Source organism: Yersinia mollaretii ATCC 43969 (assembly GCF_013282725.1).
Taxonomy (GTDB): Bacteria; Pseudomonadota; Gammaproteobacteria; order Enterobacterales; family Enterobacteriaceae; genus Yersinia; species Yersinia mollaretii.
Map to the genome: position 1 here is coordinate 2,221,839 of NZ_CP054043.1, position 24,509 is coordinate 2,246,347.

Consider the following 24,509-nt stretch of genomic DNA (forward strand, 5'->3'; position numbering starts at 1 on the left):
TGTTATCGCGATGCACAGAAAGAGCGCAATTTTGCACTGTGACTGTGCGTTAACTGTGCACTGAAACCCCACCCCGGCTGATTTTCCTGCCACTCTGCTGTTTTCGTCATGGTTGTCATCAATTGAGAACGAAAAATATATCCTTTTTATTACAGCGCGTTGTGCGCCCTGATCTCATTTTAGGACTCACTTTTTTGCGAGTGGCATAGTTCATGCTTATGTCATTACATTCAAGTCACTTGAATACACTTCACACTACTTTAAATAGGGCGGCAATCATGACACGACGTAAACAGGCGATACCTCTGTGCTGGGCAATGCTGTGTGCTGCCAGCGTATTCTCTGCGACGGCTCATAGCGCAGATTTGCTGGAACGCATTAAAACCGATAAGGCGATAACTATCGCCACAGAAGCGCGCTATGCACCATTCGAGTCAGTCGAGAATGGCAAAATAGTCGGCTATGACGTTGATTTAATGAATCATATTTTGAGTAAAAGCCTGCCGGGTGTGAAGGTCAAACAGCTCGATCTCCCTTTTCAGGGCATCTTACCCGGTCTGGATGCTAAAAAATTTGATTTCGTGGTGACCGCCGTGACGGTGAACAAACAGCGCATGGACCACTTTGCCTTCACCGTGCCGATTGCCGAATCGACCGTGGCCCTGCTCAAACGCGATAATGACAGCTCAATCAGTAGCTTAGACGATCTGAGCGGCAAGGTTGTCGGCTCGCAAGCCGGTTCCGGTCAACTTCAAGTGCTACAAGAGTTTAACGAAAAGCTGAAAGCCAGCGGTAAGCCGGGCATCAAAGAGATCAAACAGTACGTCTCTTTCGATGAGGCTTATGCCGATTTGGCGAACAAGCGCCTTGATGGTGTCGCTCAATCACTGGCGAACCTTGGCCCACTCATCAAAGCCCGTCCGGGTCTCTTTACCACACTGAAACCGATGTTAGGGCCAACCACCTATTTTGGCTGGGCCGGACGTAAAGATGACGACAGCGCCACCTTAGTCAAACTCTTCAGCGACGGCATCAGTGAGGCCAACCGCGACGGCACCCTGAAAGCGCTACAGCAAAAATGGTTTGGCTTCGAGATGGATATCCCCGCTGACCAGATGCCCGCGCCCAGTTTGTAAGAGGTGAGATGATGGGAGACTTTTTCCAGTTGCTGACGGCTTGGCTGCCGATGTTGATCGACGGCGCGGTGACCACCGCTTCGCTCTGTGTGGTCGCCATTGTGGCCGGTTTTTTTATCGGTGTGGTGATCTACCTGATGGAAAGCGGCCGCTCACGATTGGGCAGAGGGTTCGCCCGTGTCTATATCAGCTTATTTCGTGGCACTCCGGTGTTGGCACAAGTGCTGTTGTGCTTCTACCTGCCGGGTGAACTGGGGTTGTCACTGCCCGGATATCTGGCCGCCGTCTTGGCGCTCACACTCAATACGGCAGCCTATCAGTCACAAATTTTGCGCAGCGGTTTTGAGGCTATCCCACCGGGGCAGTTAGAAGCGGCGGCCATGTGTGGCTTAAGCTCGCGCCAGACCCTATGGCATATCCAGATCCCACAAGTGCTGCGGCTCACCTTGCCCTCACTGATTTCAGAGTTGATTGATGTGATCAAAGCCTCGGCAGTGGTGTCGGTGATTGCTATTACTGATTTGATGCGCGTTGGGCAGCAGTTGGCCTCGGCAACCTACCGGCCACTGGAGGTCTATGTGGCGATTGCCTTGAGTTATTTGGTGCTGACCAGCTTGCTAGCCCTGCTAGGCGGCTATGTGGAACGGCGCTGGCATAAGGAGAGCCGATGAACGATTTCTTCCTTTATCTGCCTGATTTTGCCCGCGCATTGGGGGTCACGCTGGGGATCAGCCTGAGTGCGGCGATCATCGGCGCACTGGCCGGATTTATGCTGCACGCCCTCTGTCGCCATCACCCTTGGCTCTATTGGCCGTGGCGCACTTATGTCTGGATTATCCGTGGCACGCCCTATCTGGCCCAACTGGCGGTGTTCTATTTTGGCTTACCCGCCATTGGCGTGACCTTAACGGCCGTCGAGGCCACGGTGATATCACTCGCCATTTACAGCGCCGCTTATTTTGGCGAAATCTTCCGCACGGCATGGAAAAGCCTGGGGCAGGGGCAGTTGGAAGCGGCGCAAGTACATGATATTTCAGCTTGGAACAGTTTTTGGCACATTCAGACGCCGCAGGCGCTACGTTTTAGTCTGCCGCTATTGGGCAATCAATTCATTTTGACCATTAAAGAGAGTGCGGTGGCCTCCATTATTACCGTGCCTGAGCTGACCATGACCACCGGGCAAATTGTCGCCAATACCTATACCTACATTGTGCCTTATACCTTGTTGATCCTCAGTTATTGGCTGTTGGCGCAAGGCATCAGTGTCAGTGTGCGCTTACTCAGTCGTCAGGCCGTGGAGGGATAACATGATGAGTACTGGACCTATTATTGAATTACGAAATGTGGGCAAATCCTTTGCCGCCAATCGGGTGCTGACGGGAATCAATTTGACGGTCAATACCGGGGAAATTGTCACCTTGATTGGCCCCTCCGGCTCAGGAAAAACCACCGCATTGCGCTGCATGAATTTTCTCGAAGCCTATGACCAAGGGGAGATCCTGATCAAAGGGCAGTTACTGGGCTACAGCAGTACCGGGCGCGAGGTGAAACACCGCGACAGCGCCGCCTTGATTGCCGAAGTGCGCCGCCCGCTGGCGATGGTGTTCCAGCAATTTAACCTGTGGCCCCATATGACGGTGCTGGAAAATGTCTGCGCCCCCTTGGTGCTGGGCAAAAAGCTGCCACGGGATCAAGCTCGGCAAAAAGCGGCCGCCGCACTGGCGCAGGTCGGGATGTCAGACAAGGCGCAAGCCCGCCCATCACGCCTCTCCGGTGGGCAGCAGCAGCGCGTGGGGATCGCCCGCGCCTTGGCGCTGGAGCCGGAATTACTGTTGCTCGATGAACCCACCTCCGCACTCGATCCTGAGCGCGTAGAGGAGGTGCTCGACGTGATAAAAGCCTTGGCGAACAAGGGGATGACCATGGTGATGGTCACCCATGAAATGTCATTTGCCGCCAAAATCTCCTCCCGCGTGGTGTTTATGGCGGATGGCGCGATTGTTGAAAGTGGCGCACCCGCCACGATGTTCCGCCAGCCGCAGACCGCCCGCCTGCAAGCCTTCCTGGCCCCGTGGTTTAAGCGCCCACTGCAACTGGATGAGCTGGAGGTAGGGCATGCTTGATTCCGCAGGTGTACAGCTCGCCAGCTATATTAGCCAGCCACGGCTAATGGGGCGATTGGCGCAACTGGCTGAGTTTGGCGCGCTGGAAAATGGCGGTGTGAATCGGCAGGCGCTCTCCGCCGAGGAGCTAGATGCCAGAGCTTGGTTGATTGATTGGGCGTTCGCATTAGGGTGCGAAGTGATGACCGACGACTGCGCCAACCTGTTTATTCGCCGAGCGGGTCGCGAAGATCTGCCGCCGGTGGTCACTGGCAGTCACATTGATACCCAGCCCTGTGGCGGCAATTTGGATGGCTGTTATGGCGTGATTGCGGGCATGGAGTGCTTGAGCGCCTTAGTTCAGGCGGATATCACCACCCTGCGCCCAATTGAGGTGGCTATCTGGATGAATGAAGAGGGCAGCCGTTTCTCCCCCGGCGCGATGGGGTCGAGCGCCTTTGTGCAACCGCAGCGGCTGCCCGACTACCTGAATAATCAGGATGCGCAGGGGATCACTCTCCAGCAAGCGCTGGCGAATTGCCATCAGCGGTTTCCACAGCTCCCCCGACGCGCCACAGTGCCGATGGCGGCGTTTATTGAGCTGCATATTGAGCAGGGGCCAGTGCTAGAGCAGGCCAATCAACCCTTGGCGGTGGTGCAAGGCATCCAAGGGGTGCGCTGGTATCAGGTGAGCTGCCTCGGGCAATCAGCCCATGCGGGGACCACCCCGATGGTGGATCGCAAAGATGCTATGTCACTGGCACGGCAGGTCGTCCAGCAGCTAGAGAATCTGACCGCGATGCTGCCCGCCGATCAGTTACGGCTGACCTTTGGCAGATGGGAAATCGAACCCAATGCCATCAATACCATCGCGGGGCGCGCCACTTTCACCTTGGATTTTCGCCATGCCGATCCGGCAGTCTTGGCGCAGTTTGATGATTGGATGCAACAAATTGCGGCTGACAATGTGGTGGTTGAGCCTGTTTTCAGCCATCCACCCGTGGCTTTTAATCCTCAACTGCTGGCCCAGCAATATGCTTGCGCGCAGGCGCTAGACATTGATACCGCAACTCTGACGTCCGGTGCATTTCATGATGCGATGCATCTGGCCACCCATTGCCCCACCAGCATGTTTTTTGTTCCTAGCCATAACGGCATCAGCCATAACCCGGCTGAATATACAGACCCTCAGTATCTGTACCTTGGCGCGAAGGCATTAGCCTGTTGCCTGACAGAACTGGCCAATCAACCCATAGGAGTTACCCATGAGCACCCACACTTATCCTGCTTGCTGTGAAAAAGACAATGGTAGCGCGCTGGGCACCAATGCCACCCTATCTTCCCCTATCTCTGCTGATGGCACGCCAGTGATTGGCGAAGTCTACACCGTGCCAGCCCGCTGTGGCCGAGCGGTGAAACTGAGTAAAGGGCAGGTGATTCGCATCATCAATACCCCCGGCAGTCAGGTGTGTGACACTTGGCTATTCAATAGCGCCGATCTGAGCGAGTTCTCATCAATGGAACATACGCGCGCCTTTATCGATAAAATCATTCCACAGCCGGGCGATGCATTGGTCACCAATCAGCGCCGCATTATCGGGACACTGCTGACCGATACCTCGCCGGGGGTGCATGACACCTTGATCGCGGCGTGCGATCTTTATCGCTACAGCAACATGGGGATCACTGAATATCACGACAGTTGCGCCGATAATATGCGTCTGGCGCTCAACGCCATTGGCTTGCGGGCGCGTGAAGTACCACAGCCCTTAAATCTGTGGATGAATACCCCAGTGAATCCGGATTACACCATCTCTTGGCTGCCGACAGTGAGTAAAGCGGGGGATTATGTCGAGATCCGCGCTGAGCTGGATTGTATTGTGGTGATGTCTGCTTGCCCGCAAGACATAGTGCCAATCAATGGTTGTAACCCGCAGGATGTGCATTTTAGTGTGACCGAGTAAACGGTCGCTCTCTTTGCGCCGATGTAGCGAATGTGGCCCGGTAGGGATACGCCGGGCGTTTGAGCCTCTTTTAGCAGCAGATATCAACTTATGAAAAAAAACGGCGATAACGGCGGTTTTGCTTTATCTGATTTGGGGATGCGTTTACGTCATGCTCGTTTGGCACAAGAGATCACGCTAAAACAGTTGGCGCAAAAAGTTGGCTGCTCAGAGAGTTTGCTCTCCAAACTGGAAAACGAAGTCGCCTCGCCCTCCCTTGCCATGCTGCATCGGCTGGCGAGCGCACTGGAAACCAATATTTCAGATCTGATGGCGGAGAGCTGGGTGGCAGACTCGCCGGTATTGAAACCAGCGCAGCGCAGCCGTAAGCGCTTTGTCCACCGCAGCAAGCAAGGCGGCATTGAGCTGGAAACCCTGACCCATCACCACAAAGGCGGGTTGCTACAGGGGAACATTCATATCATTGAACCGGGCGTCGCCAGTGATGGGCAAATCGAGCATCATGGCGAAGAGATGGGCTATGTGCTGGAAGGGGAGATCGCGCTCTACCTAGGCGAAGAGAGTTACATACTCAGTGTGGGCGACTCATTTTATTTCCCCAGTAATGTGCCCCACGGTTATCGTAATGTCGGTGAGATTACCGCGAAGGTGTTGTGGGTGAATACGCCAGTCACCTTCTAATTCTCCGTCATCTTTCGCGCCGCAGGTGTGTTGGCTGCGCTCGAGCACCCGAATCACTGACTTGTGTCAGCTCATCGGGATGCCCTCACTTGCCGCCTTCCTGCACCCCGAAAGCTATAGGAGAATCAAGTGATCCGTCATCTTTCGCGCCGCAGGTGTGTTGGCTGCGCTCGAGCACCCGAATCACTGACTTGTGTCAGCTCATCGGGATGCCCTCACTTGCCGCCTTCCTGTACCCCGAAAGCTATAGGAGAATCAAGTGATCCGTCATCTTTTGCGCCGCCTGTTCTCTCCGTCGCTGGCACTTTGTCAACAATATCAGTCTCGTCATCTTTCGTGCCGCAGCCAATAAAAAGCCGCCAATGGAGGGGTTCCAATGGCGGCTGGGTTTGTAGCTTAACTGCGGCGGTTAGCTTCTGGTGCCTCGTGCCGCAATAATTGCATCGGCAACATTGCGTGGTGCTTCGGCGTAGTGCTTGAACTCCATCGAGTAGGTGGCACGGCCTTGTGACATCGAGCGCAACACGGTGGAGTAGCCGAACATTTCGGAGAGCGGCACTTCTGCGCGGATAATCTTCCCGCCGCCAATCATCTCCTCCATACCCTGCACCATCCCACGGCGTGAAGAGAGATCGCCCATCACATTACCGGCGTACTCCTCCGGAGTTTCCACCTCGACACTCATGATTGGCTCCAGAATCACCGGTGATGCCCGTTTGACAGCCTCTTTGAAACCAAAGATCGCCGCCATTTTAAACGCCAGCTCGGATGAATCGACCTCGTGATAGGAACCGAATGTCAGGGTCACTTTCACATCCACCACCGGATAACCGGCTAATACCCCGGTATTGGTGGCTTCGAGCACGCCTTTTTCTACCGCCCCGATAAACTCACGGGGAACCACGCCGCCTTTGGTGGCATCGACAAAGGCAAAGCCGCTGCCCGCAGGCTGTGGCTCAAGGGTAAAGACCACGTGACCATATTGCCCTTTGCCACCGGACTGGCGCACAAATTTGCCCTCAACATCAGTCACGGTTTTGCGCACCGTCTCACGGTAAGTCACCTGCGGCTTACCGATATTGGCTTCCACGCCAAACTCGCGCTTCATGCGGTCAACAATGATCTCCAGATGCAACTCACCCATGCCGGAGATAATGGTCTGGCCGGACTCTTCATCCGTGCGAATGCGGAACGATGGATCTTCCGACGCCAGCCGTTGCAACGCAATGCCCATTTTCTCCTGGTCCGCTTTGGTCTTCGGCTCAATCGCCTGCGAAATTACCGGTTCAGGGAACTCCATCCGCACCAGCGTAATCACCGCATCCGGGTCACACAGGGTCTCCCCGGTGGTGACATCCTTCAAGCCAACACAGGCGGCGATATCCCCCGCACGTATTTCGTCCACCTCAATCCGGTTATTGGCATGCATCTGGACGATACGGCCAATGCGCTCTTTCTTACCGCGAATTGGGTTGTAAACACTGTCGCCTTTGCGCAGTACACCAGAATAGACGCGCACGAAAGTCAGTTGGCCGACATAGGGGTCAGTCATCAGTTTGAACGCCAGCGCCGAGAACTTTTCATTATCGTCGGCCTGACGGCTCACTTCGTTACCGTCTTCGTCGGTGCCACTGACAGGCGGAATATCCACTGGCGAAGGCATCAGTTCAACCACTGCATCCAGCATCCGCTGCACACCTTTGTTTTTAAAGGCGCTGCCGCACATCATCGGCTGGATTTCACCGGCAATGGTACGGATACGCAGACCTTGGGTGATCTCATCCACCGTCAGGTCGCCAGTTTCCAGATACTCCGTCATCAGCGCCTCAGAGGCTTCAGCCGCTTCGGAGACCATCTTCTCGCGCCACTCATTGGCGGTCGCCAGCAAGTTTTCCGGGATTGGCTCGTAGCTGAAGGTCATGCCCTGTGAGGCTTCATCCCAGATGATGGCGCGCATTAGCCGCAGATCCACCACGCCAGTAAAGTGATCTTCGCTGCCGATCGGAATCACAATCGGCACCGGATTGGCTTTCAGGCGATCAATCATCATCTGCCGCACGCGGAAGAAATCTGCACCGGGGCGGTCCATTTTGTTGACGAACGCCAGACGCGGCACCCGATATTTATTGGCCTGACGCCAGACGGTTTCTGATTGCGGCTGTACGCCACCGACCGCGTCATACACCATGACTGCACCGTCGAGTACCCGCATGGAACGTTCCACCTCAATGGTGAAATCCACATGCCCAGGGGTGTCGATAATATTGATACGGTGCTCCGGTAAGGTATGGTCCATCCCTTGCCAGAAGCAGGTCACGGCAGCCGATGTAATGGTAATGCCACGTTCCTGCTCCTGAGCCATCCAGTCGGTGGTCGCGCCGCCATCATGCACTTCACCCAGCTTATGACTGACGCCGGTGTAGAACAAAATACGCTCAGTGGTGGTGGTTTTACCGGCGTCGATGTGGGCTGAGATACCGATGTTGCGATAGCGCTCGATAGGAGTTTTACGTGCCATATGAAGTCCTTAGTAGATAATGGCAATTTCGGGGCGGGCGGTTTGATGCTCTGCCGGGAAGTTGTTGGGTTATGTGCCACGTGACTCTCAATAATCACGTGATCGCGATCAGTATAATCTCATTGTACGAATATACACGTACAATTTAATTATTTGTTCTGAAAGTGTGCAATAATAGCTAGAGGCAATGGTAGAGGGCGTTTCCATCATTGCGCTAGAATTAAAAGTAGGGTCGACAAGGAGTATAGGCTATATTGCCGCCCGTTAAGGGCCGGTGAATCTGGCCGAATCAGGCAGCTTTGGCCCATTGGCTGTCACTGACTAATAGGAACACTATGATTGCAAATCACCCTGAGCGTGAGCAGATACGGTTAGAAAATGTGCTGACGGCTTTAGGTAATCCGCTGCGGTTAGCGGTGGTTCGTCGGCTGGCCGCGGGGGGCGAACAGGCATGTGGCACCGTGGTGCAGGGGCTGTCTAAATCGACCCTGACACACCATTGGCGTGTGTTGCGTGAAAGCGGCGTTATCTGGCAGCGACCCTGTGGGCGCGAGAGTTTATTGTCGTTGCGACGTGAGGATATTGATGCCCGTTTCCCCGGTCTGCTGGATGTGTTGCTGAGTGCGGTGGAGAATGATGCGAGCACCGATCAGTCAACGGCGAAGCATCTGCCGGAAGATCAAAGTCTCTCTTGAGGGATTAAAGGGGAGGTGCCTCGATAGCCCCTCTCCCTTGGGTTTTATATTAGGGCGCGATGAGCATCATCAAATCTCTTCGGCGTAAGCCAACACAAAATCTTCCGCCTCTTTCGACCATAATCCGTCAGTTTTGCGCAAAATCGCCTGTAGCTCCTGCAACAGCGGCAATGTTTGCGGTTGACTCATTAATTCGCTCAATGAGGTTAGCGGGATATTTTTACCGGTATACACCAACTTTTTGCCGCCAATAATTTTCGGCAAATTCAGGGTGGTTTCCGCAGCATCATTGAGTCCCAGAATATGGGAGACCACTTTCCCCGCATTTACTTTTTTCGCTTCAATTAATGTCACTGCTTCGCGCATATCGTCGGTATTACCGCCAGAGGTACCGACATAATGGGTAAACGAATAGTGAATATCGTAGAAATTAACCGATGCCATAAAATTCTTATCCTGCGGACCGGCAAAGAAATTAAAGCAGCCATCGGGGGCGAGCAGACGAGACGCCAAGGTCACTAATTCGGCTGAAGGCACGAACACAAATATATCGTCATAGCCTGCACCTTGGGTCAGCGCCATTAAACGCTCGAACTGGTCGTCGGTGTGTTGGGTATTAAGGTAATGCACTTGAGTCTGCGGCTCGCTCGGATAGAGGCGGGCGGCATAATCTAATTTCTGCTGGTGGCGATCAGTCACCACCAATAGTGTCGGATTTACCGGCCCATGCAGCGCATAATCAATGGCTAATAATCCCATTGGGCCAGTCCCGCCCAGAATGAGCACATTACCACCGGGTTTGATCCCCATTTTATGTTGATAAGTGCCGGGAACCAGATGGTAATTGGCATTAAATGCGCCGATAACGCAAGATAATGGCTCCACCAGTGACCCCTCGAAATAGCTCTCACCTTCATAAGGCAGTAGGCAATCTTGCTCCATCACCTCATTGGGGATCACCACATGGGTGGCTTCACCGCCGATATAGGGGAAAGAGTAGCCGGGGCAGTCGGGGCGGTCAGGTAATTGTAAATTAGCCTGAATCACATAACGGCTGCCGGGTTTAAATTTATGCTGCCACTTCTTGCCCACTTGCAAAATATCGCCGCAAAACTCATGGCCGATAATAATCGGGTTCTCCGCCACATCATCTGGCACCTTTTTATGGTCAGCGCCCAAATTGGCCTCTTTCCATGAAGAGAGGCAAATACTGTCGGTCACTACTGTGGCCAGAATTTCATCGTCACCTATTTCCGGCAGAGTGAAGCTCTCCAGACGCAGGTCATTTTTGCCATATAAACGTAGTGCTTTGGTTTTCATGTGGAACCACCTCAATCATATTTAAATATAAAAACAGCAGAGCGAATAAAAAAACTCCCCGGCATTAATTAGGAAAGAATGCCAAGCCATGAGCCTACAATTCCGAGGCCAAACAGGGAGAAAATAAGCCAGATAGGGTTAATTTTGCGCTTAAGCAGACGCATCATTAATAGGGTTAGCGCCAGTGCTAACAGACCGGGGCAGAGCTGATCCAGAATGTTCTGCACGGTCATGGTGACAGTGCTGCCGTCATGTCCCGGCGTTTTCGAAATCACCAGCGGCACATTGATACTGGTCCATTTAGTGACCAATACCCCCATGATAAACAGGCCCAGAATGGATGCGCCTTCGGTCAGCTTTTGCAGCAGATTCCCGCCAAGATCTTTCACGATATTGACCCCTTTGGTGAAGCCGTACTGCAAGCCAAACCATTTCAGGGCCAGACGGACCGAGTTAAACGACAGGAAGAACAGAATCGGCCCCAAGACATTGCCATTCAGTGCCAACGACGCCCCCAAGGCGGCGGTGATGGGGCGCAGAGTGCCCCAAATCAGCGGGTCGCCGACCCCGGCCAGTGGCCCCATCAGCCCCACTTTCAAGCTATTGATTGCACCTTCATCAATGTCGGCACCATTGGCACGCGCCTCTTCCATGGCGGCGGTGACACCAATTACCGGGCCGCAGACCGCCGGAGTGGTGTTGAAAAACACTAAATGACGTTTTAAGGCGGCAATCTGATCTTCTTTCAGCGGATACAAGCGCTTAATGGCGGGCACCATGTCATAGCAGAAGCCCAGGCCGTGGATGCGCTCATAGTTAAAAGAGGCTTGCTGTAAGTTGCTGCGTAAGAACATTTTAAACAGATCAGAGCGGGTTAATTTTTTGCTGGGTGTGCTCATGTCGGCGTCTCCTAATCTTCTAATTCATCAAGTTTGGCGTGATTGGCTTGGGCTGCGGGAGCCGCCGGTTTTTGATAAAGCGGATTTAACTGGATGTAGAGCAAGGCAATAATCAGGCCGATGCCACCGAACGCGAGCAGACTGAAACCGAGGTAGCCACCGACAATAAAACCGAGGAAGAAGAAGGGCATCAGGTATTTCACGCCCATCATATTGAGCACCATGGCATAACCGACCACCACGATAAATCCACCCGCGATTTGTAACCCATGAGTCACCACGGTCGGAATGGCACTTAACATGTGGCTAACGGTGTCGGCACTGACAAAAATAGAGACGATCAGTACTGGTACGGCGACCCGCAGAGCTTGGACCAGCAGGGCCGAGACATGCATTAAATCAATCATCGCAAAATTGGCTTTCTCTGCTGCTCGGTCTGCCGCGTGCTGGAAAACCACGGTGATGGTGCGCGCAAAGACGGTCAGTACTTGACCTGCTGCTGCCACGGGCAGGGCGATGGCAATCCCGGTGGCAATATTTTGGTGGCCGACAATCACCAAAATGGTTGAGATAATACTGGCTAGCGCAGAGTCGGGGGATTGCGCAGCCCCCACATTCATCCAGCCGAGGGCGATCAACTCCAGCGTCCCGCCGAGGATAACCCCGGTGGTCATATCACCGAGAATCAGACCAGTAATGGTACAGGCGATTAAGGGGCGGTGAGTTTGGAATTCATCCAGCACACTACCGATACCGGCGACGCAGGCGAAAATAAAGATTAAGACTATCTGTACTAAGCTTATTTCCATGGTGGACCCCTTTCGGCAATATGCCCCTATTTCCCCATGGCTGAGAGAGCCGTGGAGTTTCATTAAATAGTGTCATTGCCCAGGTTAATTAATCGGATTTTTAATGTTTTAATAAGGCATGAATAATGTTTTTTTCTCTTATGTTTATTCGCGTTATTTTGACTCCAGCTCGCGTAATTTTTTAATCACATCCACCTGTGGGTCGGAGGCGACTACCCGCAAATCTAAGTGAACGCCACGTTCACCTAATGCATAAAAGGCATTAATATCATTCTGATCCACCGAGACGGCTTTGGTTAATTGCCTTTTCCCTTGTTTAAAGGCCATGCCACCAATATTAATGACATCAATTTTTACGCCCTGATCCACTAATCGCAAAACATCGGTCGGATTAGTAAATAGATAAAAAACAGTATCATTGAGATAATTGGGGTTGTGATAAACCGCCACGGCTTTTTCGATATTGACCACATTGACTTTGATGCCCGGTGGTGCTGCTTGTTTTAATAATGTTTTGCGAATCTCATCGTTATAGACTTCATCGCTACAGATAATAATGCGCTCGGCTTTGGCCTCTTTGGCCCATACCGTGGTGACCTGACCATGAATGAGCCGGTCGTCAATTCTTGCCAGATTGATTTTCATATAAAGTCAGCCTCTTCTTCTACGATATTCTGTTGGTGGCGGAATGACTGCACGCACTGCGCACCAATTTCCAGTAAATAGTCGGTTAGCTCTTCTGCCGCCATGCTGTGCTGGTTATCGGCAATCTCTAGCGCCAGTGGCAGTGATAACCCACTGACTACCTGAATATGACTTTCACTAAAGGCCAAACGCGCGGCGGCGTTATAAGGACTTCCACCCTGTAAATCGACTGCAATTAGCCAAGGGGCATCGCCATTATTTGCCATGACCGCCTGCATCTTATTAACCAAATCTTCGGCATTCTCACCACGATTAAAGAGTAATGGGGTGATATTTTGTGTTTCGCCATACACCATATTGACGGAATTCAGCATTGAAACCGCCAAATCGCCATGAGCACAAAAAATGACATTTACCATTCTGTTTTCCCCGCCGATATTGTTCGAGTTTTTATTGATGTTATTACTGTTATTAATATGATTTATGCCGTGAACTTGAGTATCTCCTCGGCGGTCTCTTTCGTCGTCACCAAGCTATTAATATACTTCCCTTTAATGGCCCCAATAATTCCACTGATTTTTTCATGAGAGTGAGCAATGCCAATGGAGTAACGAGCTTTTTTTATTTTCTCTAATTCAATGGTAATAGTTTTATCCGAAATATAGGTTTCAACGGGGTTACCCTGTAAATCATAAAAACGCGAACAGATATCTCCGGCAACTTGACGATCATTAAAATGGTCAATTACATCACTGCCGTAGAAAGCCCCCCAAGTCGAGTTGCCGGAAATATTGGGTGAACCAATGCCGAATATGGCGATATCTAGCCGCTGCCAATAATCAGCTATCGCCTGATAATGCTGGGATTGCACAATACCGTCGCGAATGACACTCTTCTCCAGAATGGCGGGGAAATCAATTAGCAGGGATTCGCCTTTTAATTTCATGGCCGCGCTGTAAACCAGCGTATTAACATGATAGCGGCTCTCTAATTTACCCGAAGGGCCACCGACCATTGGGATACAGGTTAATTGGCGTGATACTGGCGAGGTCTCCATCTGCTCAACCAGCGTGGCAATAGCGCTGCCCCAAGAGAACCCCAGAATATCGCCATTTTCAATAATTCGGTTCAGTAGTGCGCAGCAATGTTTCGCCATTAATATCAGTTGATGCTCTGGCGATTGATCTTCTTCTGAAGAGACGACAATTGCCTCACGTAATTTAAAGCGCGATTTCAACTGCTGTTCCAGCAATAAATTCTCGTTATAGTTGTAGTTGATTGAAATCGTCACGATGCCTTGTTCGCGCACTTTTTTGAGCATCCGGCTGATACTGGTGCGGTAAATTCCCAGCGCCCGCGCTATCTCAGCTTGCGTGAAATCTTGCTCGTAATACATTTGTGCAATTTTCACCATCAGGCGTAGATCATCGCTCTTTTCCATTTCAGCCTCTTGCACATTTGTGCAGATGTCATTAGGTTATCTATGAGTTGATATAATCACTTTCCTTTTTTTAAGTCAAAAGCATGAAATAACGAATCCCGCCAATATCCCGCGATAATAAGCCAAGAAAAATAGCCTAATGAATTCGAGATATTGCACAGATGTGCCTAATCATTTAATGGATTGATTTATATTAAATAAATGGAAACGTGTTTTTTGTGTTGGCTGTTATTATTCTGGACAAATTTTGGATTGCGATCACATTTTTATTTTGCGCGATGTGGTGGCACTTGCACATATGTGCAGGCTAGGCATAAAAAAGCCCCGATAACATAATCATCGGGGCCTATATCTTTATCATCTCTCTATCAGCAGATAAATTTAACCGCAGCGGTTACATCTTGATGCCTGAATCTGCTGGAAGAAGTCATTGCCCTTATCATCAACCAAAATAAAGGCCGGGAAATCTTCCACTTCAATCTTCCAAATAGCTTCCATACCCAGTTCAGGATATTCCACACACTCCAGACTCTTAATGCTGTTTTGTGCCAACACCGCCGCTGGGCCGCCGATACTGCCCAGATAGAAGCCGCCATGTTTGTGGCAGGCGTCGGTGACCTGTTGGCTGCGGTTGCCTTTTGCCAGCATGATCATGCTGCCACCGTGGGATTGCAGCAAGTCAACATAGGAGTCCATGCGGCCCGCTGTGGTTGGCCCCAGTGATCCTGACGCATAGCCTTCCGGTGTTTTCGCTGGCCCCGCGTAGTAGATCGGATGGTCTTTAATGTATTGCGGCAAACCTTCGCCATTATCCAGCCGTTCTTTTAATTTGGCATGGGCAATGTCGCGACCAACAATAATGGTGCCGCTCAATGACAGGCGGGTCGAAACCGGATATTGCGACAGCTCTTTCAATATTTCCGGCATTGGGCGGTTAAGGTCGATTTTAACCACTTTGCCTTCATTGCTCTGGCGCAGATGCTCTGGGATATATTTCCCCGGATTTTGCTCCAGTTTTTCCAACCAGATACCCTTGCGGTTAATCTTGCCTTTGATATTACGGTCAGCGGAGCAGGAGACCCCCATGCCGACAGGACAAGATGCGCCGTGGCGTGGCAGACGGACGACACGCACATCATGGGCAAAGTATTTGCCGCCAAATTGCGCGCCCAAACCCAAGTCTTGTGCGGCTTCCAGCAACTCTTGTTCCAGTGCGATATCACGGAATGCTTGCCCGTGCTCATTCCCTTCCGTTGGCAGGCCATCATAATATTTGGTTGAGGCCAACTTGACGGTTTTCAGGGTGCTCTCGGCCGAGGTACCGCCAATAACAAACGCGATATGGTAGGGCGGGCAGGCCGCGGTGCCCAAGGTGCGCATTTTCTCCACCAGATACTCTTTCAACTTGCCCGGTGAGAGCAGCGCCTTGGTCTCCTGATAGAGATAGGTTTTGTTCGCCGAGCCGCCGCCTTTGGTGACGAACAGGAATTTATAATCTTCCCCTTCGGTGCTGTAGAGGTCGATCTGCGCCGGCAAGTTGGTGCCGGTGTTCACTTCCCGATACATATCCAGTGCCGCATTTTGCGAGTAGCGCAGGTTATCTTCGATAAAGGTGTTATACACGCCACGAGAGAGCGCTTCGGCATCATTACCGCCGGTCCAGACGCACTGGCCTTTTTTCCCCACGATAATCGCAGTGCCGGTATCCTGACAGGTCGGTAAAATCCCTTTTGCGGAGATTTCCGAGTTACGCAGGAATTGCAGGGCCACGTATTTATCGTTTTCGCTGGCCTCTGGGTCATCCAAAATCGCGGCGACCTGTTTTTGGTGAGCGGGGCGAAGCAAGAATGAGGCGTCGTGGAAAGCATGTTGGGCGAGGAGGGTCAGGGCTTCTGGCTCGACTTTTAGAATGTCGTGACCTTCAAACTGGGCAACCGAGACGTGATTATTACTGACAAGGTAATACTCAGTATCGTCTTCCTTTAGTGGGAAGGGATCCTGATAGTGGAACGGTTTGTTTGACATATTTTTCTCACATTCAACATCAGTTAGCGAAAGCGTTCGATAACAGAAACAAGCAGTAGCAAAACTAAGCCGATATTTTTTATCTATCCCCTAAGGGGACTTTGATGATGATCTTACTATAGATTGCGATGGCGAAGCGACGTCCCCACCCTCGTTATAAAGGGTGGATCTCATTTTCCGCACTTATCGATGGCTCTGGCAGCATCACAGTGGGAAACTGGCCGACCGCCATGATATATCACTGCAATCAGCCCGCTTTTCCCCGCTAAATTCTAAATGTTGAGATGTTTCATCTCCGTGAGTTTCTCATGCATATCGACCAATTTGTGACCGGCTTCTACTTTCCTTGCTCTCATATTGGACAAGCCGATAGGGGTTTGTATTATTAGATTGAATATAAATTTAATAGTGAATATATATTCAATGCGGAGAAAAATAATGAAAAATACCCTACTGAAATCCTGTCTTACCGCAGCATTGATCTCCATGGCGGGTGTTGCTGGTGCCGCCAGCAATGGCCTGATCGCCATTATCACCCCCTCCCACGACAACCCCTTTTTTAAAGCTGAGGCCGAAGGTGCCAAAGCCAAAGCGACGGAGTTGGGATACACCGTGCTGGTGGCCTCTCATGATGACGATGTGAACAAACAGAACCAACTGCTGGAGACCGCTATTGCCCGCAAAGCCAAGGCGATCATTCTGGATAATGCCGGTTCTGATGCCACTATCGGGCCACTGAAAAAAGCCAAAGCCGCTGGGATTCCGACCTTCCTGATTGATCGTGAAATCAATGAAACTGGAATTGCGGTCTCGCAGATCGTCTCCAACAACTATCAAGGTGCACAACTGGGCGCAGAGAAATTCGTCACCCTGATGGGCGGCAAAGGCAAATATGTTGAATTGCTGGGCCGTGAATCCGATACCAATGCCCATGTGCGTTCACAGGGTTATCACGACGTGATCGACGAACATAGCGACATGAAGATGGTCGCCCAACAGACTGCAAACTGGAGCCAAACTGAAGCTTTCAACCGTATGGAGTCCATTTTGCAGGCTAACCCCGATATCACTGGGGTCATCTCCGGTAATGACACCATGGCATTAGGTGCTGAAGCCGCATTGAAAGCCGCAGGTCGCAATGACGTGATCGTGGTGGGTTTTGATGGCAGCGACTATGTCCGCGACTCCATCATCAATAAAGGCAACATCAAAGCCACTGTCCTTCAGCCAGGTTGGGCACAGGCCCAGATGGCGGTTGTTCAGGCGGATAAATACCTGAAAACCGGTTCAACGGGGCTGGAAGAAAAACAGTTGATGGACTGCGTATTGATTGATGAAAACAATGCCAAAAACCTGAATGTCTTTGCGCTGAAAGAGTAATCCCCATAAGCGGGTTTGCTAAAACGCGCGTTCAAAAGGCAATGAGGGGCGTCACGGCCCCTCCTGACAGGAGGCAGTATGTGGTTCAGTGCTCTATCGAAAGCAGGCGGTTTGTTGGTGATCAGCTCGCTGCTGGTGGCTTGCACCGTGGTGGATTTGGATGAAAACGGCAAACCGATTCTGCCCGTCGATCCCAATGCGGTCATCAGTGACTATAACCAGCCCTCGGATAAAGTCGCCTCCACTATTTGGGGGAGCAAAGTAATGCCGTTTGCCAACAGCAATGCGCTCAGTTGGCAACAAGTGAAACAGCAGCAAGGTCAGCCAGCAACAGGGAAAAATAGCCAAAGTCGTTTTGTCCGCTTCAGCGGCAAAGTGGTGGCGGTAAACACAGAAGGGCGGGAGGGGGCGATCACATTGGCGGTCGATGGCGATGAACAGGTACTGCAACTGGGGCCAATCGTCAAAGGCAATGCCATCCGTGATGCATCAACCTTTATCCGCTTCGAAGATTTTAAAAATCAGGTGCAATACGCCCAGCTCTCTAAGGCGCTCAGCAAACGTGCTTTACAGGATGTGGCAAAACCCGACGCCAGTTGGGTGGGTCAGCCAGTTGAGGTCTTGGCGGCGGTGACACTAGCCCCGGCGGGCCTGAGCAATGCGGTGCCGCTCAGTTTGAATAAGGAGAGCCACTAATGGATCACAGACCTGACATTGTCATGCGTGCTGAGGATATATCGATGCGTTTTCCCGGCACATTGGCGCTAGATACCGTCAGTTATCACGTTTATCGCGGCAAAGTGAATGTGATCATTGGTGAAAATGGCGCGGGCAAATCGACGCTGATGAAGATTCTGGCGGGGGTGCAGCAACCGACGTCTGGGCAGATCTACCTCAACGGGCAGTCGGTGACGATCGCCAATACTCGTGAGGCCGCTGCGCTGGGGATTGGCATGGTGCATCAGGAGTTGAATCTGTCGGAAAACCTCAATGTCGCGGAGAACATCTTTTTGGGGCGCGAGATCCAGCAAGGTTTGAAGCCGATTAATCAAGCCGCACAAGAGTTGATCGCCGAACAATTGATGGTGCGTCTGGATCAGGCTATCTCGCCGAAAGAACGGGTATCAAACCTGAAAGTGGGCCAGCAGCAATTGATTGAGATTGCCAAGGCGCTGGCAGAACAGGCAGACATCTTGATTTTGGATGAACCGACCTCGGCGCTGAGCAAAACCGAAGTCGATATTCTGTTTCGGGTGATTCGTGAACTGACGCGACAGGGGGTTTCCATCGTCTACATCTCCCATCGGCTGGAAGAGTTGATGGCGATTGGTGACTACATCACCATTTTACGTGATGGCCGTTTTCAGGCCGAAGCGGCCGTCAAAGACATTGATGTGCCGTGGATTGTACGCGAAATGCTGGGCAGTGATCCGGTCTCCAGCTTTCTTCATCCCGACCGGACTTTCGGCGCACCAATGATGGAAGTGGATAACGTCACACTAATCAATGAATCTGGCAACACTGTGGTGAACCAAGTCTCACTACAAGTGCGGGCGGGGGAGATTGTCGGCATCTATGGGTTGATGGGCGCGGGGCGTACCGAGCTATTTGAATGCTTGTTGGGCACGCAACAGAACTATCTCGGCACCATCCGGCTCAATGGCACGGCGATCAGTGGCAAAACCTCCACCGCAGAACGTATCCGTTTGGGCATGAGTCTGGTGCCGGAAGATCGTAAGAAAACCGGTATTTTCCCCGTGTCATCGGTGGCGAATAACCTGACGATCTCCAGCTTGTGGCGGCGGCTAAAACATCGTTTCGCTATCTGGCAGGAGAGTGAGTCACAGGTGGTGGCGTCGGTGATTGGCGACCTGTCGATCAAAGTCTCTTCGCCGCAAGTTGAGATTCAGGCACTCAGTGGCGGCAATCAGCAAAAAGTGGTGATTGGCCGCTCACTGCTCACCAGCCCGAACATTTTGCTGCTGGATGAGCCTACGCGGGGGATTGATGTCGGCGCAAAAGCCGATGTATTTGAAATGATGGTGAAACTTTCTGAGCAGGGGATCGGCATTCTGTTCTCCACCTCGGATCTGAAAGAGATTATGGCGGTATCCGACCGCATTTTGGTGATGTCGAATGGCAAACTGACCGCGAATGTCTTGCGCCAGTCGGCCAATGAGTCGGCATTGGTTACGGCAAGCGCACAAGGGTTTGAATGATGAAAGCAACAACTGGCACTGCGTTGGCGAGTCACCAGCCCGGTGGAGCGTCGTGGTCACGGGAAAATATGCTGCTGCTTCTGCTCAAGATGCGCACCTTTATTGCCCTGTTCCTGATTCTTGGTTTCTTCTCCGTGATGGTTCCGGGGTTCCTGGCGACCGGTAGCTTGATCATTATGGTGAAGCATATTGCGATCAATGCCTTCCTCGCCTTGGGCATCACTTTTGTCATTATCACGGCGGGTATTGACCTCTCTATTGGAGCGACCTTGGGGCTGTGCGGCATGATTGCCGGCTGGATGATCACCCAAGGCATTGTTTTACCGATGTTTGGCATTGCCATCTTCCCCAGTGTTTGGGTCGTGGTTCCTGTGGTGTTGGTTATCGGAGCACTAATTGGTGCGGTCAATGGTTGGATCATTACCCGCTATAACGTCGCGCCCTTTATCTGCACCCTCGGCACCATGTATGTGGTACGCGGTGCGGCGATGCTGATCTCTGGCGGCGAAACTTTCCCCGGTCTGCAAGGGAATCCGCAACTGGGCAATACCGGTTTTGACCTGTTGGGCTCCGGCACACTGCTGGGGTTGCCGATTGCCATCTGGATCATGTTTATTCTGGCGTTAGTGATTGCTTATGTGGCACGCCGCCTGCCTTTTGGCCGCCATGTTTACGCCATTGGGGATAACGAACGGGCCGCAGAGCTGTCTGGCGTCAAAGTTCGGCAGGTCAAAGTGTGGGTCTACACCATCTCGGGTTTCTGTGCCGCCATTGCCGGGATCATCGTTTCTGCGCAATTAGTGGCGAGCCATCCAGCCAATGGCAGCGGCTTTGAGATGAATGCGATTGCCGCTGTGGTATTGGGCGGAACCTCTCTGGCGGGGGGGCGTGGCACCATTCTCGGGACGCTCATTGGCGCATTTGTTATCGGCATTTTGGCTGACGGACTGGTCATGATGGGGGTCAGCGAGTTCTGGCAAATGGTCATCAAAGGCATCGTGATCATTGTGGCGGTCATTATCGACCAAATGCAAAACCGGATGCAGCACAAAGCGGCGATAGTCTCACAAAAATCCAGTGCGGTGCCGCCAGTGGGGAAAGTCGAGCAGCTAAAAAGCGAATAATCAGTGAGTGAATAGAGTCAGCGAGTGAATAGAACATTCGTAAGTGAATAGAGAGTCAGTCAGTAAATAGATAATCAGTCAGTAAATAGATAGAAGCGCGTATTGCGGGCAAACGGGGTATGTCGCGACCTGTGGGGCCACAGAACACTGAAGATGTCATGCCGGAGGGCGTTTTCCGGACAGGCTTGATGAAAGCTATTTTTTAGTGTCATCAGGAATAAATATTCGGTAATGAGTAAAAATTCATTGGCGGATGAAAATTTAAGAGAGGTAATGTCATGAATCCGTATTCACTGTCAGTCGATGAGCTGGTGAGAAAGGCGCGCGCTATCCGCCGCCGGATCATCCTGCTTAATGCGAACAGCCCCGCAGGGGGGCATACCGGTGCTGATCTTTCGCAGGTAGAGATTCTGACCGCACTCTATTTCCGCCTCCTCAATTGCGCACCGGATCGCATTACAGATCCTGATCGCGATATCTACGTGCAGTCCAAAGGCCACGCGGTGGGCGGTTATTACTGCTGTCTGGCTGAGGCCGGTTATTTCCCCGAAGCTTGGTTGGCGACTTACCAGCACGCAAACTCCCATCTACCCGGCCATCCGGTAAAACATAAAACACCGGGGATTGAGCTGAATACTGGGGCCTTGGGCCACGGCCTGCCGGTCGCAGTGGGGATTGCGCTGGCGGCAAAACGCGCCAACAGCAAACGTCGGGTCTTTGTCCTGACGGGGGATGGTGAACTGGCGGAGGGCAGTAACTGGGAGGCCGCGCTGGTGGCGGCGCACTATCAGTTAGATAACCTGATCATCATTAACGACAAAAACAAACTCCAACTGGCGGGCAGCACAAAATCCATTATGAACACCGATCCGCTGGCAGATAAGTGGCAGGCATTTGGCCTACAAGTCACGGAATGTCGTGGCAATGATATGCAATCCGTGGTGGAAACTCTCGAAGGGCTGCAACAAAACGGCAAACCCAATGTGGTGATTGCCAACACCGAAAAAGGGGCCGGAATCTCCTTTATTCAAGGGCGTGTGGAGTGGCACCACCGGGTGCCGAAAGGTGCTGAAATTGATCTGGCACTGGAGGAATTAAATGATGAGTAACGCAGAACATTTGGCTTCAGTGATGGTTGAGCAGTTTATCAAGGCGGTTGATAACGGCGTGGATCTGGTGCCTGTGGTGGCAGACTCCACCTCGACGGCCAAAATCGGGCCGTTTATGACCCGCTTCCCCGATCGGGTGGTGAATGTCGGTATTGCCGAGCAAGCGATGGTGGGCACGGCGGTGGGCTTATCCATGGGCGGTAAAGTGGCGGTGACCTGTAATGCCGCGCCATTCCTGATTTCACGCTCCAACGAACAGCTTAAAATCGATGTTTGCTACAACAACAGCAACGTCAAACTGTTTGGCCTCAATTCAGGTGCCAGCTATGGGCCGCTGGCCAGTACCCACCACTGTATCGACGATATTTCAATTTTGCGCGGCTTTGGCAACATCGAAATCTATGCGCCCTCTGACCCGCAAGAGTGCCGCCAGATAATCGATTATGCACTGGCACATCAGGGGCCGGTCTATATCCGTCTCGACGGAAAATCCCTGCCGCAACTGCATGATGAGCACTACCAGTTCGTTCCCGGTCAAATTGATGTTTTACAGCAAGGGCAGGATATTGCTCTGGTCGCGATGGGTTCTACAGTGCATGAGGCTGTGAGCGCGGCGGCAGTGCTGGCGGACAGCAACATTTCTGCTGCGGTGGTCAATGTTTCTTCGATTCGTCCGTGTGATACTCAGCAGCTCTTAGCTATCCTCCAAAACAGCCAGCGGGTGATGACTATCGAAGAGCACAATATTAATGGTGGTGTGGGCAGTCTGGTGGCTGAAGTACTGGCCGAAGCGGGCAGTGGTATTCCGCTGGTAAGGCTCGGTATTGCCGATGGCAGTTATGCCATTGCGGCTGATAGAGCAGAGATGCGCGCCTACCATGGCTTTGATACGGCAGGCATTGTGGCTCGTGCTCTGCGGTTTTACCGAGGAGCATAACTATGCTAACGCCGATTATTTTGGCTATTGATGAAGGCACCACCAATGCTAAAGCCATCGCGGTGGATACGGCAGGGCAGATTCTGGCGAAATCTTCGCTGCCACTACAGTTGGACCACCCGAAGCCCGGCTGGGCGGAGCAAGATCCGCTGGCTATTTGGCAGGCGGTTTCGCTGGCAATTGAGGGTTGTCTGAGTCAACTGTCTGGCGCACGGATTGCGGGTGTGGCGATCAGCAATCAGCGTGAATCGGTGCTGATTTGGGAGCGGGCAACTGGCAATCCACTGACGCGAGTGGTCAGTTGGCAGTGTCGGCGCTCGGAGGCTTTCTGCCATACCCTGAGTCAGTTGCCAGAAGCGGCAATGATTGCTGAACGCACTGGATTGCCAATTGATCCCCTGTTCCCCGCCGCCAAAGTCCACGGCCTGTTAGCCGACATTCCACGGGGCGTGGAACGGGCAGCGCACGGCGAGTTGTGTGTCGGCACCATTGATTGCTGGCTTACTTGGCAACTCACTGGCGGCCAAAGTTTCTCTACCGATTTCTCCAATGCGGCCCGGACTCAGCTATTTAATATCCATTCGGGGCAATGGGACCCTGATCTGCTAGCGCTATTTGGTATCCCCAGCCTCTGCCTGCCAGCGGTCTTGCCCTCAGCGGCGATTCACGGACACACCGGAAATACTGGCATTGTTGGCTTGCCGCAAGGCATACCGATAGTGGCGCAAATTGGCGATTCACATGCCGCACTCTATGGGCAGGGCGGAGATCGCGCGGGTGAAATCAAGGCCACCTATGGCACCGGATCCTCCCTGATGACCACGGTAAAACAGGCGGTGACACAGAGCCACGGCCTGAGTACGACTATTGCTTGGCATGACGGCGAATTACGTTATGCCCTCGAAGGCAACATCACCCATACCGGCTCCGGTGTGGCGTGGGTTTCGCGTATGTTGGGCATCACTGATTTCGCGCGTCTGACCGAAATGGCGCAAAGCCAAGCGGGTAACCAAGGGGTCTATTTCGTCCCCGCACTCTCTGGATTAGGTGCTCCTTATTGGGACTCTCAGGCGCGCGGGCTGTTTTGCGGTCTGACCGATGCAACCACCCCGGCCGTGCTGGCTCGGGCAGGATTGGAGTCGATCGCTTACCAAATCGCGGATGTCTTTTTTGCCATGGAGCGGGCGGGCCATCATCGTCTTGAACAACTGCGGGTGGATGGTGGCGCGACCAGCAATCACTGGCTGATGCAATTTCAGGCCGATTTGTTGCAACGCACCTTGATACGCAATCACACCGCAGAAGTATCGGCGCTGGGGGCGGCTTATTTAGGCGGGAAAACCCTTGGCTGGTGGCAGGATAGCCAGCAGCTCGCGGCACTGCCCCGTGAAGTGGAGTACATCGAACCGCGCGCTCAAAGTGCGGAGATGCAAGATAACTATAGCCTCTGGCAAACGGCCATCGCGCGTGCGCGTTTTCAGCCGAAATAACCCACACTAGGAGTA

Annotated in this window: 23 protein-coding genes; 15 read left to right on the plus strand and 8 right to left on the minus strand. The window is 52.4% G+C overall.

Annotated features, from left to right (window positions below; translation table 11 throughout):
- The first annotated feature begins 278 nt into the window (after positions 1 to 278).
- From HRD69_RS09830 to HRD69_RS09860, 7 genes are all read left to right on the plus strand, one after another.
- Positions 279 to 1,136: a transporter substrate-binding domain-containing protein gene (locus HRD69_RS09830; protein ID WP_032815150.1), complete on the plus strand. Its 858-nt coding sequence runs from the start codon at positions 279 to 281 to the stop codon at positions 1,134 to 1,136.
- 8 nt (positions 1,137 to 1,144) lie between these two features.
- The gene (locus HRD69_RS09835; RefSeq protein ID WP_004876506.1) at positions 1,145 to 1,807 is read left to right on the plus strand and encodes an amino acid ABC transporter permease; all 663 of its coding nucleotides are present in this window, start codon (positions 1,145 to 1,147) and stop codon (positions 1,805 to 1,807) included.
- Positions 1,804 to 2,442, plus strand: coding sequence for an amino acid ABC transporter permease (locus tag HRD69_RS09840; RefSeq protein WP_032815149.1), 639 nt, complete (start codon positions 1,804 to 1,806; stop codon positions 2,440 to 2,442). The genes HRD69_RS09835 and HRD69_RS09840 overlap by 4 nt, the downstream gene beginning before the upstream one ends.
- A gap of 1 nt (position 2,443) precedes the next feature.
- Entirely contained in the window at positions 2,444 to 3,259 is an 816-nt protein-coding gene (locus tag HRD69_RS09845) for an amino acid ABC transporter ATP-binding protein (RefSeq protein ID WP_032815148.1), read from the plus strand.
- Positions 3,252 to 4,535: a M20 family metallo-hydrolase gene (locus HRD69_RS09850; protein ID WP_032815147.1), complete on the plus strand. Its 1,284-nt coding sequence runs from the start codon at positions 3,252 to 3,254 to the stop codon at positions 4,533 to 4,535. The genes HRD69_RS09845 and HRD69_RS09850 overlap by 8 nt, the downstream gene beginning before the upstream one ends.
- Positions 4,504 to 5,202 (plus strand): DUF1989 domain-containing protein, encoded by a 699-nt coding sequence (locus HRD69_RS09855; RefSeq protein ID WP_032815146.1) that lies wholly within the window; start codon positions 4,504 to 4,506, stop codon positions 5,200 to 5,202. Before HRD69_RS09850 ends, HRD69_RS09855 begins: the two co-directional genes overlap by 32 nt.
- Before the next feature lie 90 nt (positions 5,203 to 5,292).
- Positions 5,293 to 5,883, plus strand: coding sequence for a cupin domain-containing protein (locus tag HRD69_RS09860; protein WP_004876493.1), 591 nt, complete (start codon positions 5,293 to 5,295; stop codon positions 5,881 to 5,883).
- 409 nt (positions 5,884 to 6,292) lie between these two features.
- On the opposite strand, the gene fusA is transcribed toward HRD69_RS09860, so the two are convergent.
- Positions 6,293 to 8,401: an elongation factor G gene (gene fusA / locus HRD69_RS09865; protein WP_004876491.1), complete on the minus strand. Its 2,109-nt coding sequence runs from the start codon at positions 8,399 to 8,401 to the stop codon at positions 6,293 to 6,295.
- 335 nt (positions 8,402 to 8,736) lie between these two features.
- Between fusA and HRD69_RS09870 the strand changes: the two genes are divergently transcribed.
- The gene (locus HRD69_RS09870; protein ID WP_004876489.1) at positions 8,737 to 9,096 is read left to right on the plus strand and encodes an ArsR/SmtB family transcription factor; all 360 of its coding nucleotides are present in this window, start codon (positions 8,737 to 8,739) and stop codon (positions 9,094 to 9,096) included.
- A gap of 69 nt (positions 9,097 to 9,165) precedes the next feature.
- Here HRD69_RS09870 and HRD69_RS09875 read toward each other — a convergent pair whose 3' ends face one another.
- The 7 genes from HRD69_RS09875 to fumA form a co-directional block, all read right to left on the minus strand.
- On the minus strand, positions 9,166 to 10,416 hold the full coding sequence (locus tag HRD69_RS09875; RefSeq protein WP_004876488.1) for a zinc-binding dehydrogenase: 1,251 nt from the start codon (positions 10,414 to 10,416) through the stop codon (positions 9,166 to 9,168).
- A 68-nt stretch (positions 10,417 to 10,484) separates the two neighbouring features.
- Positions 10,485 to 11,315, minus strand: coding sequence for a PTS system mannose/fructose/sorbose family transporter subunit IID (locus HRD69_RS09880; protein WP_004876486.1), 831 nt, complete (start codon positions 11,313 to 11,315; stop codon positions 10,485 to 10,487).
- Positions 11,316 to 11,326: 11 nt separating this feature from the next.
- Positions 11,327 to 12,124 (minus strand): PTS mannose/fructose/sorbose transporter subunit IIC, encoded by a 798-nt coding sequence (locus tag HRD69_RS09885; protein ID WP_004876484.1) that lies wholly within the window; start codon positions 12,122 to 12,124, stop codon positions 11,327 to 11,329.
- Positions 12,125 to 12,277: 153 nt separating this feature from the next.
- Positions 12,278 to 12,769 carry a mannose/fructose/sorbose PTS transporter subunit IIB gene (locus HRD69_RS09890; protein ID WP_032815145.1) on the minus strand — a complete coding sequence of 164 codons (492 nt, stop codon included), beginning with the start codon at positions 12,767 to 12,769 and terminating at the stop codon, positions 12,278 to 12,280.
- Positions 12,766 to 13,188 (minus strand): mannose/fructose/sorbose PTS transporter subunit IIA, encoded by a 423-nt coding sequence (locus HRD69_RS09895; protein WP_004876479.1) that lies wholly within the window; start codon positions 13,186 to 13,188, stop codon positions 12,766 to 12,768. Before HRD69_RS09895 ends, HRD69_RS09890 begins: the two co-directional genes overlap by 4 nt.
- A gap of 62 nt (positions 13,189 to 13,250) precedes the next feature.
- Entirely contained in the window at positions 13,251 to 14,210 is a 960-nt protein-coding gene (locus tag HRD69_RS09900) for a sugar-binding transcriptional regulator (protein ID WP_032815144.1), read from the minus strand.
- Positions 14,211 to 14,591: 381 nt separating this feature from the next.
- The gene (gene fumA, locus HRD69_RS09905; RefSeq protein WP_004876474.1) at positions 14,592 to 16,235 is read right to left on the minus strand and encodes a class I fumarate hydratase FumA; all 1,644 of its coding nucleotides are present in this window, start codon (positions 16,233 to 16,235) and stop codon (positions 14,592 to 14,594) included.
- A gap of 438 nt (positions 16,236 to 16,673) precedes the next feature.
- Here fumA and HRD69_RS09910 point away from each other — a divergent pair, with 438 nt between their 5' ends.
- The 7 genes from HRD69_RS09910 to HRD69_RS09940 all read left to right on the plus strand — a co-directional run bounded on the left by HRD69_RS09910 (position 16,674) and on the right by HRD69_RS09940 (position 24,494).
- Positions 16,674 to 17,615: a D-ribose ABC transporter substrate-binding protein gene (locus HRD69_RS09910; RefSeq protein WP_032815143.1), complete on the plus strand. Its 942-nt coding sequence runs from the start codon at positions 16,674 to 16,676 to the stop codon at positions 17,613 to 17,615.
- 78 nt (positions 17,616 to 17,693) lie between these two features.
- A complete protein-coding gene (locus tag HRD69_RS09915) occupies positions 17,694 to 18,311 on the plus strand; it encodes a DUF2291 family protein (RefSeq protein WP_004876470.1) in 618 nt (205 codons plus the stop codon).
- Positions 18,311 to 19,834: a sugar ABC transporter ATP-binding protein gene (locus HRD69_RS09920; RefSeq protein WP_032815142.1), complete on the plus strand. Its 1,524-nt coding sequence runs from the start codon at positions 18,311 to 18,313 to the stop codon at positions 19,832 to 19,834. The genes HRD69_RS09915 and HRD69_RS09920 overlap by 1 nt, the downstream gene beginning before the upstream one ends.
- Complete coding sequence (locus tag HRD69_RS09925; protein ID WP_032815141.1) at positions 19,834 to 20,958, plus strand: ABC transporter permease; 1,125 nt, start codon at positions 19,834 to 19,836, stop codon at positions 20,956 to 20,958. Before HRD69_RS09920 ends, HRD69_RS09925 begins: the two co-directional genes overlap by 1 nt.
- 278 nt (positions 20,959 to 21,236) lie before the next feature.
- Positions 21,237 to 22,067 carry a transketolase gene (locus tag HRD69_RS09930; protein ID WP_004876466.1) on the plus strand — a complete coding sequence of 277 codons (831 nt, stop codon included), beginning with the start codon at positions 21,237 to 21,239 and terminating at the stop codon, positions 22,065 to 22,067.
- Complete coding sequence (locus HRD69_RS09935; RefSeq protein ID WP_032815156.1) at positions 22,060 to 23,004, plus strand: transketolase family protein; 945 nt, start codon at positions 22,060 to 22,062, stop codon at positions 23,002 to 23,004. Before HRD69_RS09930 ends, HRD69_RS09935 begins: the two co-directional genes overlap by 8 nt.
- Before the next feature lie 2 nt (positions 23,005 to 23,006).
- The gene (locus HRD69_RS09940) at positions 23,007 to 24,494 is read left to right on the plus strand and encodes an FGGY family carbohydrate kinase (RefSeq protein WP_004876462.1); all 1,488 of its coding nucleotides are present in this window, start codon (positions 23,007 to 23,009) and stop codon (positions 24,492 to 24,494) included.
- Positions 24,495 to 24,509: the final 15 nt, after the last annotated feature.

Bases quoted from the DNA above. Each gene is read 5' to 3' on its own strand.
- HRD69_RS09875 (WP_004876488.1), bottom strand. From the start codon at position 10,416: ATGAAAACCAAAGCACTACGTTTATATGGCAAAAATGACCTGCGTCTG.
- HRD69_RS09860 (WP_004876493.1), top strand. From the start codon at position 5,293: ATGAAAAAAAACGGCGATAACGGCGGTTTTGCTTTATCTGATTTGGGG.
- HRD69_RS09895 (WP_004876479.1), bottom strand. From the start codon at position 13,188: ATGGTAAATGTCATTTTTTGTGCTCATGGCGATTTGGCGGTTTCAATG.
- fumA (WP_004876474.1), bottom strand. From the start codon at position 16,235: ATGTCAAACAAACCGTTCCACTATCAGGATCCCTTCCCACTAAAGGAA.
- HRD69_RS09850 (WP_032815147.1), top strand. From the start codon at position 3,252: ATGCTTGATTCCGCAGGTGTACAGCTCGCCAGCTATATTAGCCAGCCA.
- HRD69_RS09900 (WP_032815144.1), bottom strand. From the start codon at position 14,210: ATGGAAAAGAGCGATGATCTACGCCTGATGGTGAAAATTGCACAAATG.
- HRD69_RS09830 (WP_032815150.1), top strand. From the start codon at position 279: ATGACACGACGTAAACAGGCGATACCTCTGTGCTGGGCAATGCTGTGT.
- HRD69_RS09855 (WP_032815146.1), top strand. From the start codon at position 4,504: ATGAGCACCCACACTTATCCTGCTTGCTGTGAAAAAGACAATGGTAGC.
- HRD69_RS09880 (WP_004876486.1), bottom strand. From the start codon at position 11,315: ATGAGCACACCCAGCAAAAAATTAACCCGCTCTGATCTGTTTAAAATG.
- HRD69_RS09870 (WP_004876489.1), top strand. From the start codon at position 8,737: ATGATTGCAAATCACCCTGAGCGTGAGCAGATACGGTTAGAAAATGTG.
- HRD69_RS09845 (WP_032815148.1), top strand. From the start codon at position 2,444: ATGATGAGTACTGGACCTATTATTGAATTACGAAATGTGGGCAAATCC.
- HRD69_RS09925 (WP_032815141.1), top strand. From the start codon at position 19,834: ATGAAAGCAACAACTGGCACTGCGTTGGCGAGTCACCAGCCCGGTGGA.
- HRD69_RS09885 (WP_004876484.1), bottom strand. From the start codon at position 12,124: ATGGAAATAAGCTTAGTACAGATAGTCTTAATCTTTATTTTCGCCTGC.
- HRD69_RS09915 (WP_004876470.1), top strand. From the start codon at position 17,694: ATGTGGTTCAGTGCTCTATCGAAAGCAGGCGGTTTGTTGGTGATCAGC.
- HRD69_RS09840 (WP_032815149.1), top strand. From the start codon at position 1,804: ATGAACGATTTCTTCCTTTATCTGCCTGATTTTGCCCGCGCATTGGGG.
- HRD69_RS09940 (WP_004876462.1), top strand. From the start codon at position 23,007: ATGCTAACGCCGATTATTTTGGCTATTGATGAAGGCACCACCAATGCT.
- HRD69_RS09835 (WP_004876506.1), top strand. From the start codon at position 1,145: ATGATGGGAGACTTTTTCCAGTTGCTGACGGCTTGGCTGCCGATGTTG.
- fusA (WP_004876491.1), bottom strand. From the start codon at position 8,401: ATGGCACGTAAAACTCCTATCGAGCGCTATCGCAACATCGGTATCTCA.
- HRD69_RS09910 (WP_032815143.1), top strand. From the start codon at position 16,674: ATGAAAAATACCCTACTGAAATCCTGTCTTACCGCAGCATTGATCTCC.
- HRD69_RS09935 (WP_032815156.1), top strand. From the start codon at position 22,060: ATGAGTAACGCAGAACATTTGGCTTCAGTGATGGTTGAGCAGTTTATC.
- HRD69_RS09890 (WP_032815145.1), bottom strand. From the start codon at position 12,769: ATGAAAATCAATCTGGCAAGAATTGACGACCGGCTCATTCATGGTCAG.
- HRD69_RS09930 (WP_004876466.1), top strand. From the start codon at position 21,237: ATGAATCCGTATTCACTGTCAGTCGATGAGCTGGTGAGAAAGGCGCGC.
- HRD69_RS09920 (WP_032815142.1), top strand. From the start codon at position 18,311: ATGGATCACAGACCTGACATTGTCATGCGTGCTGAGGATATATCGATG.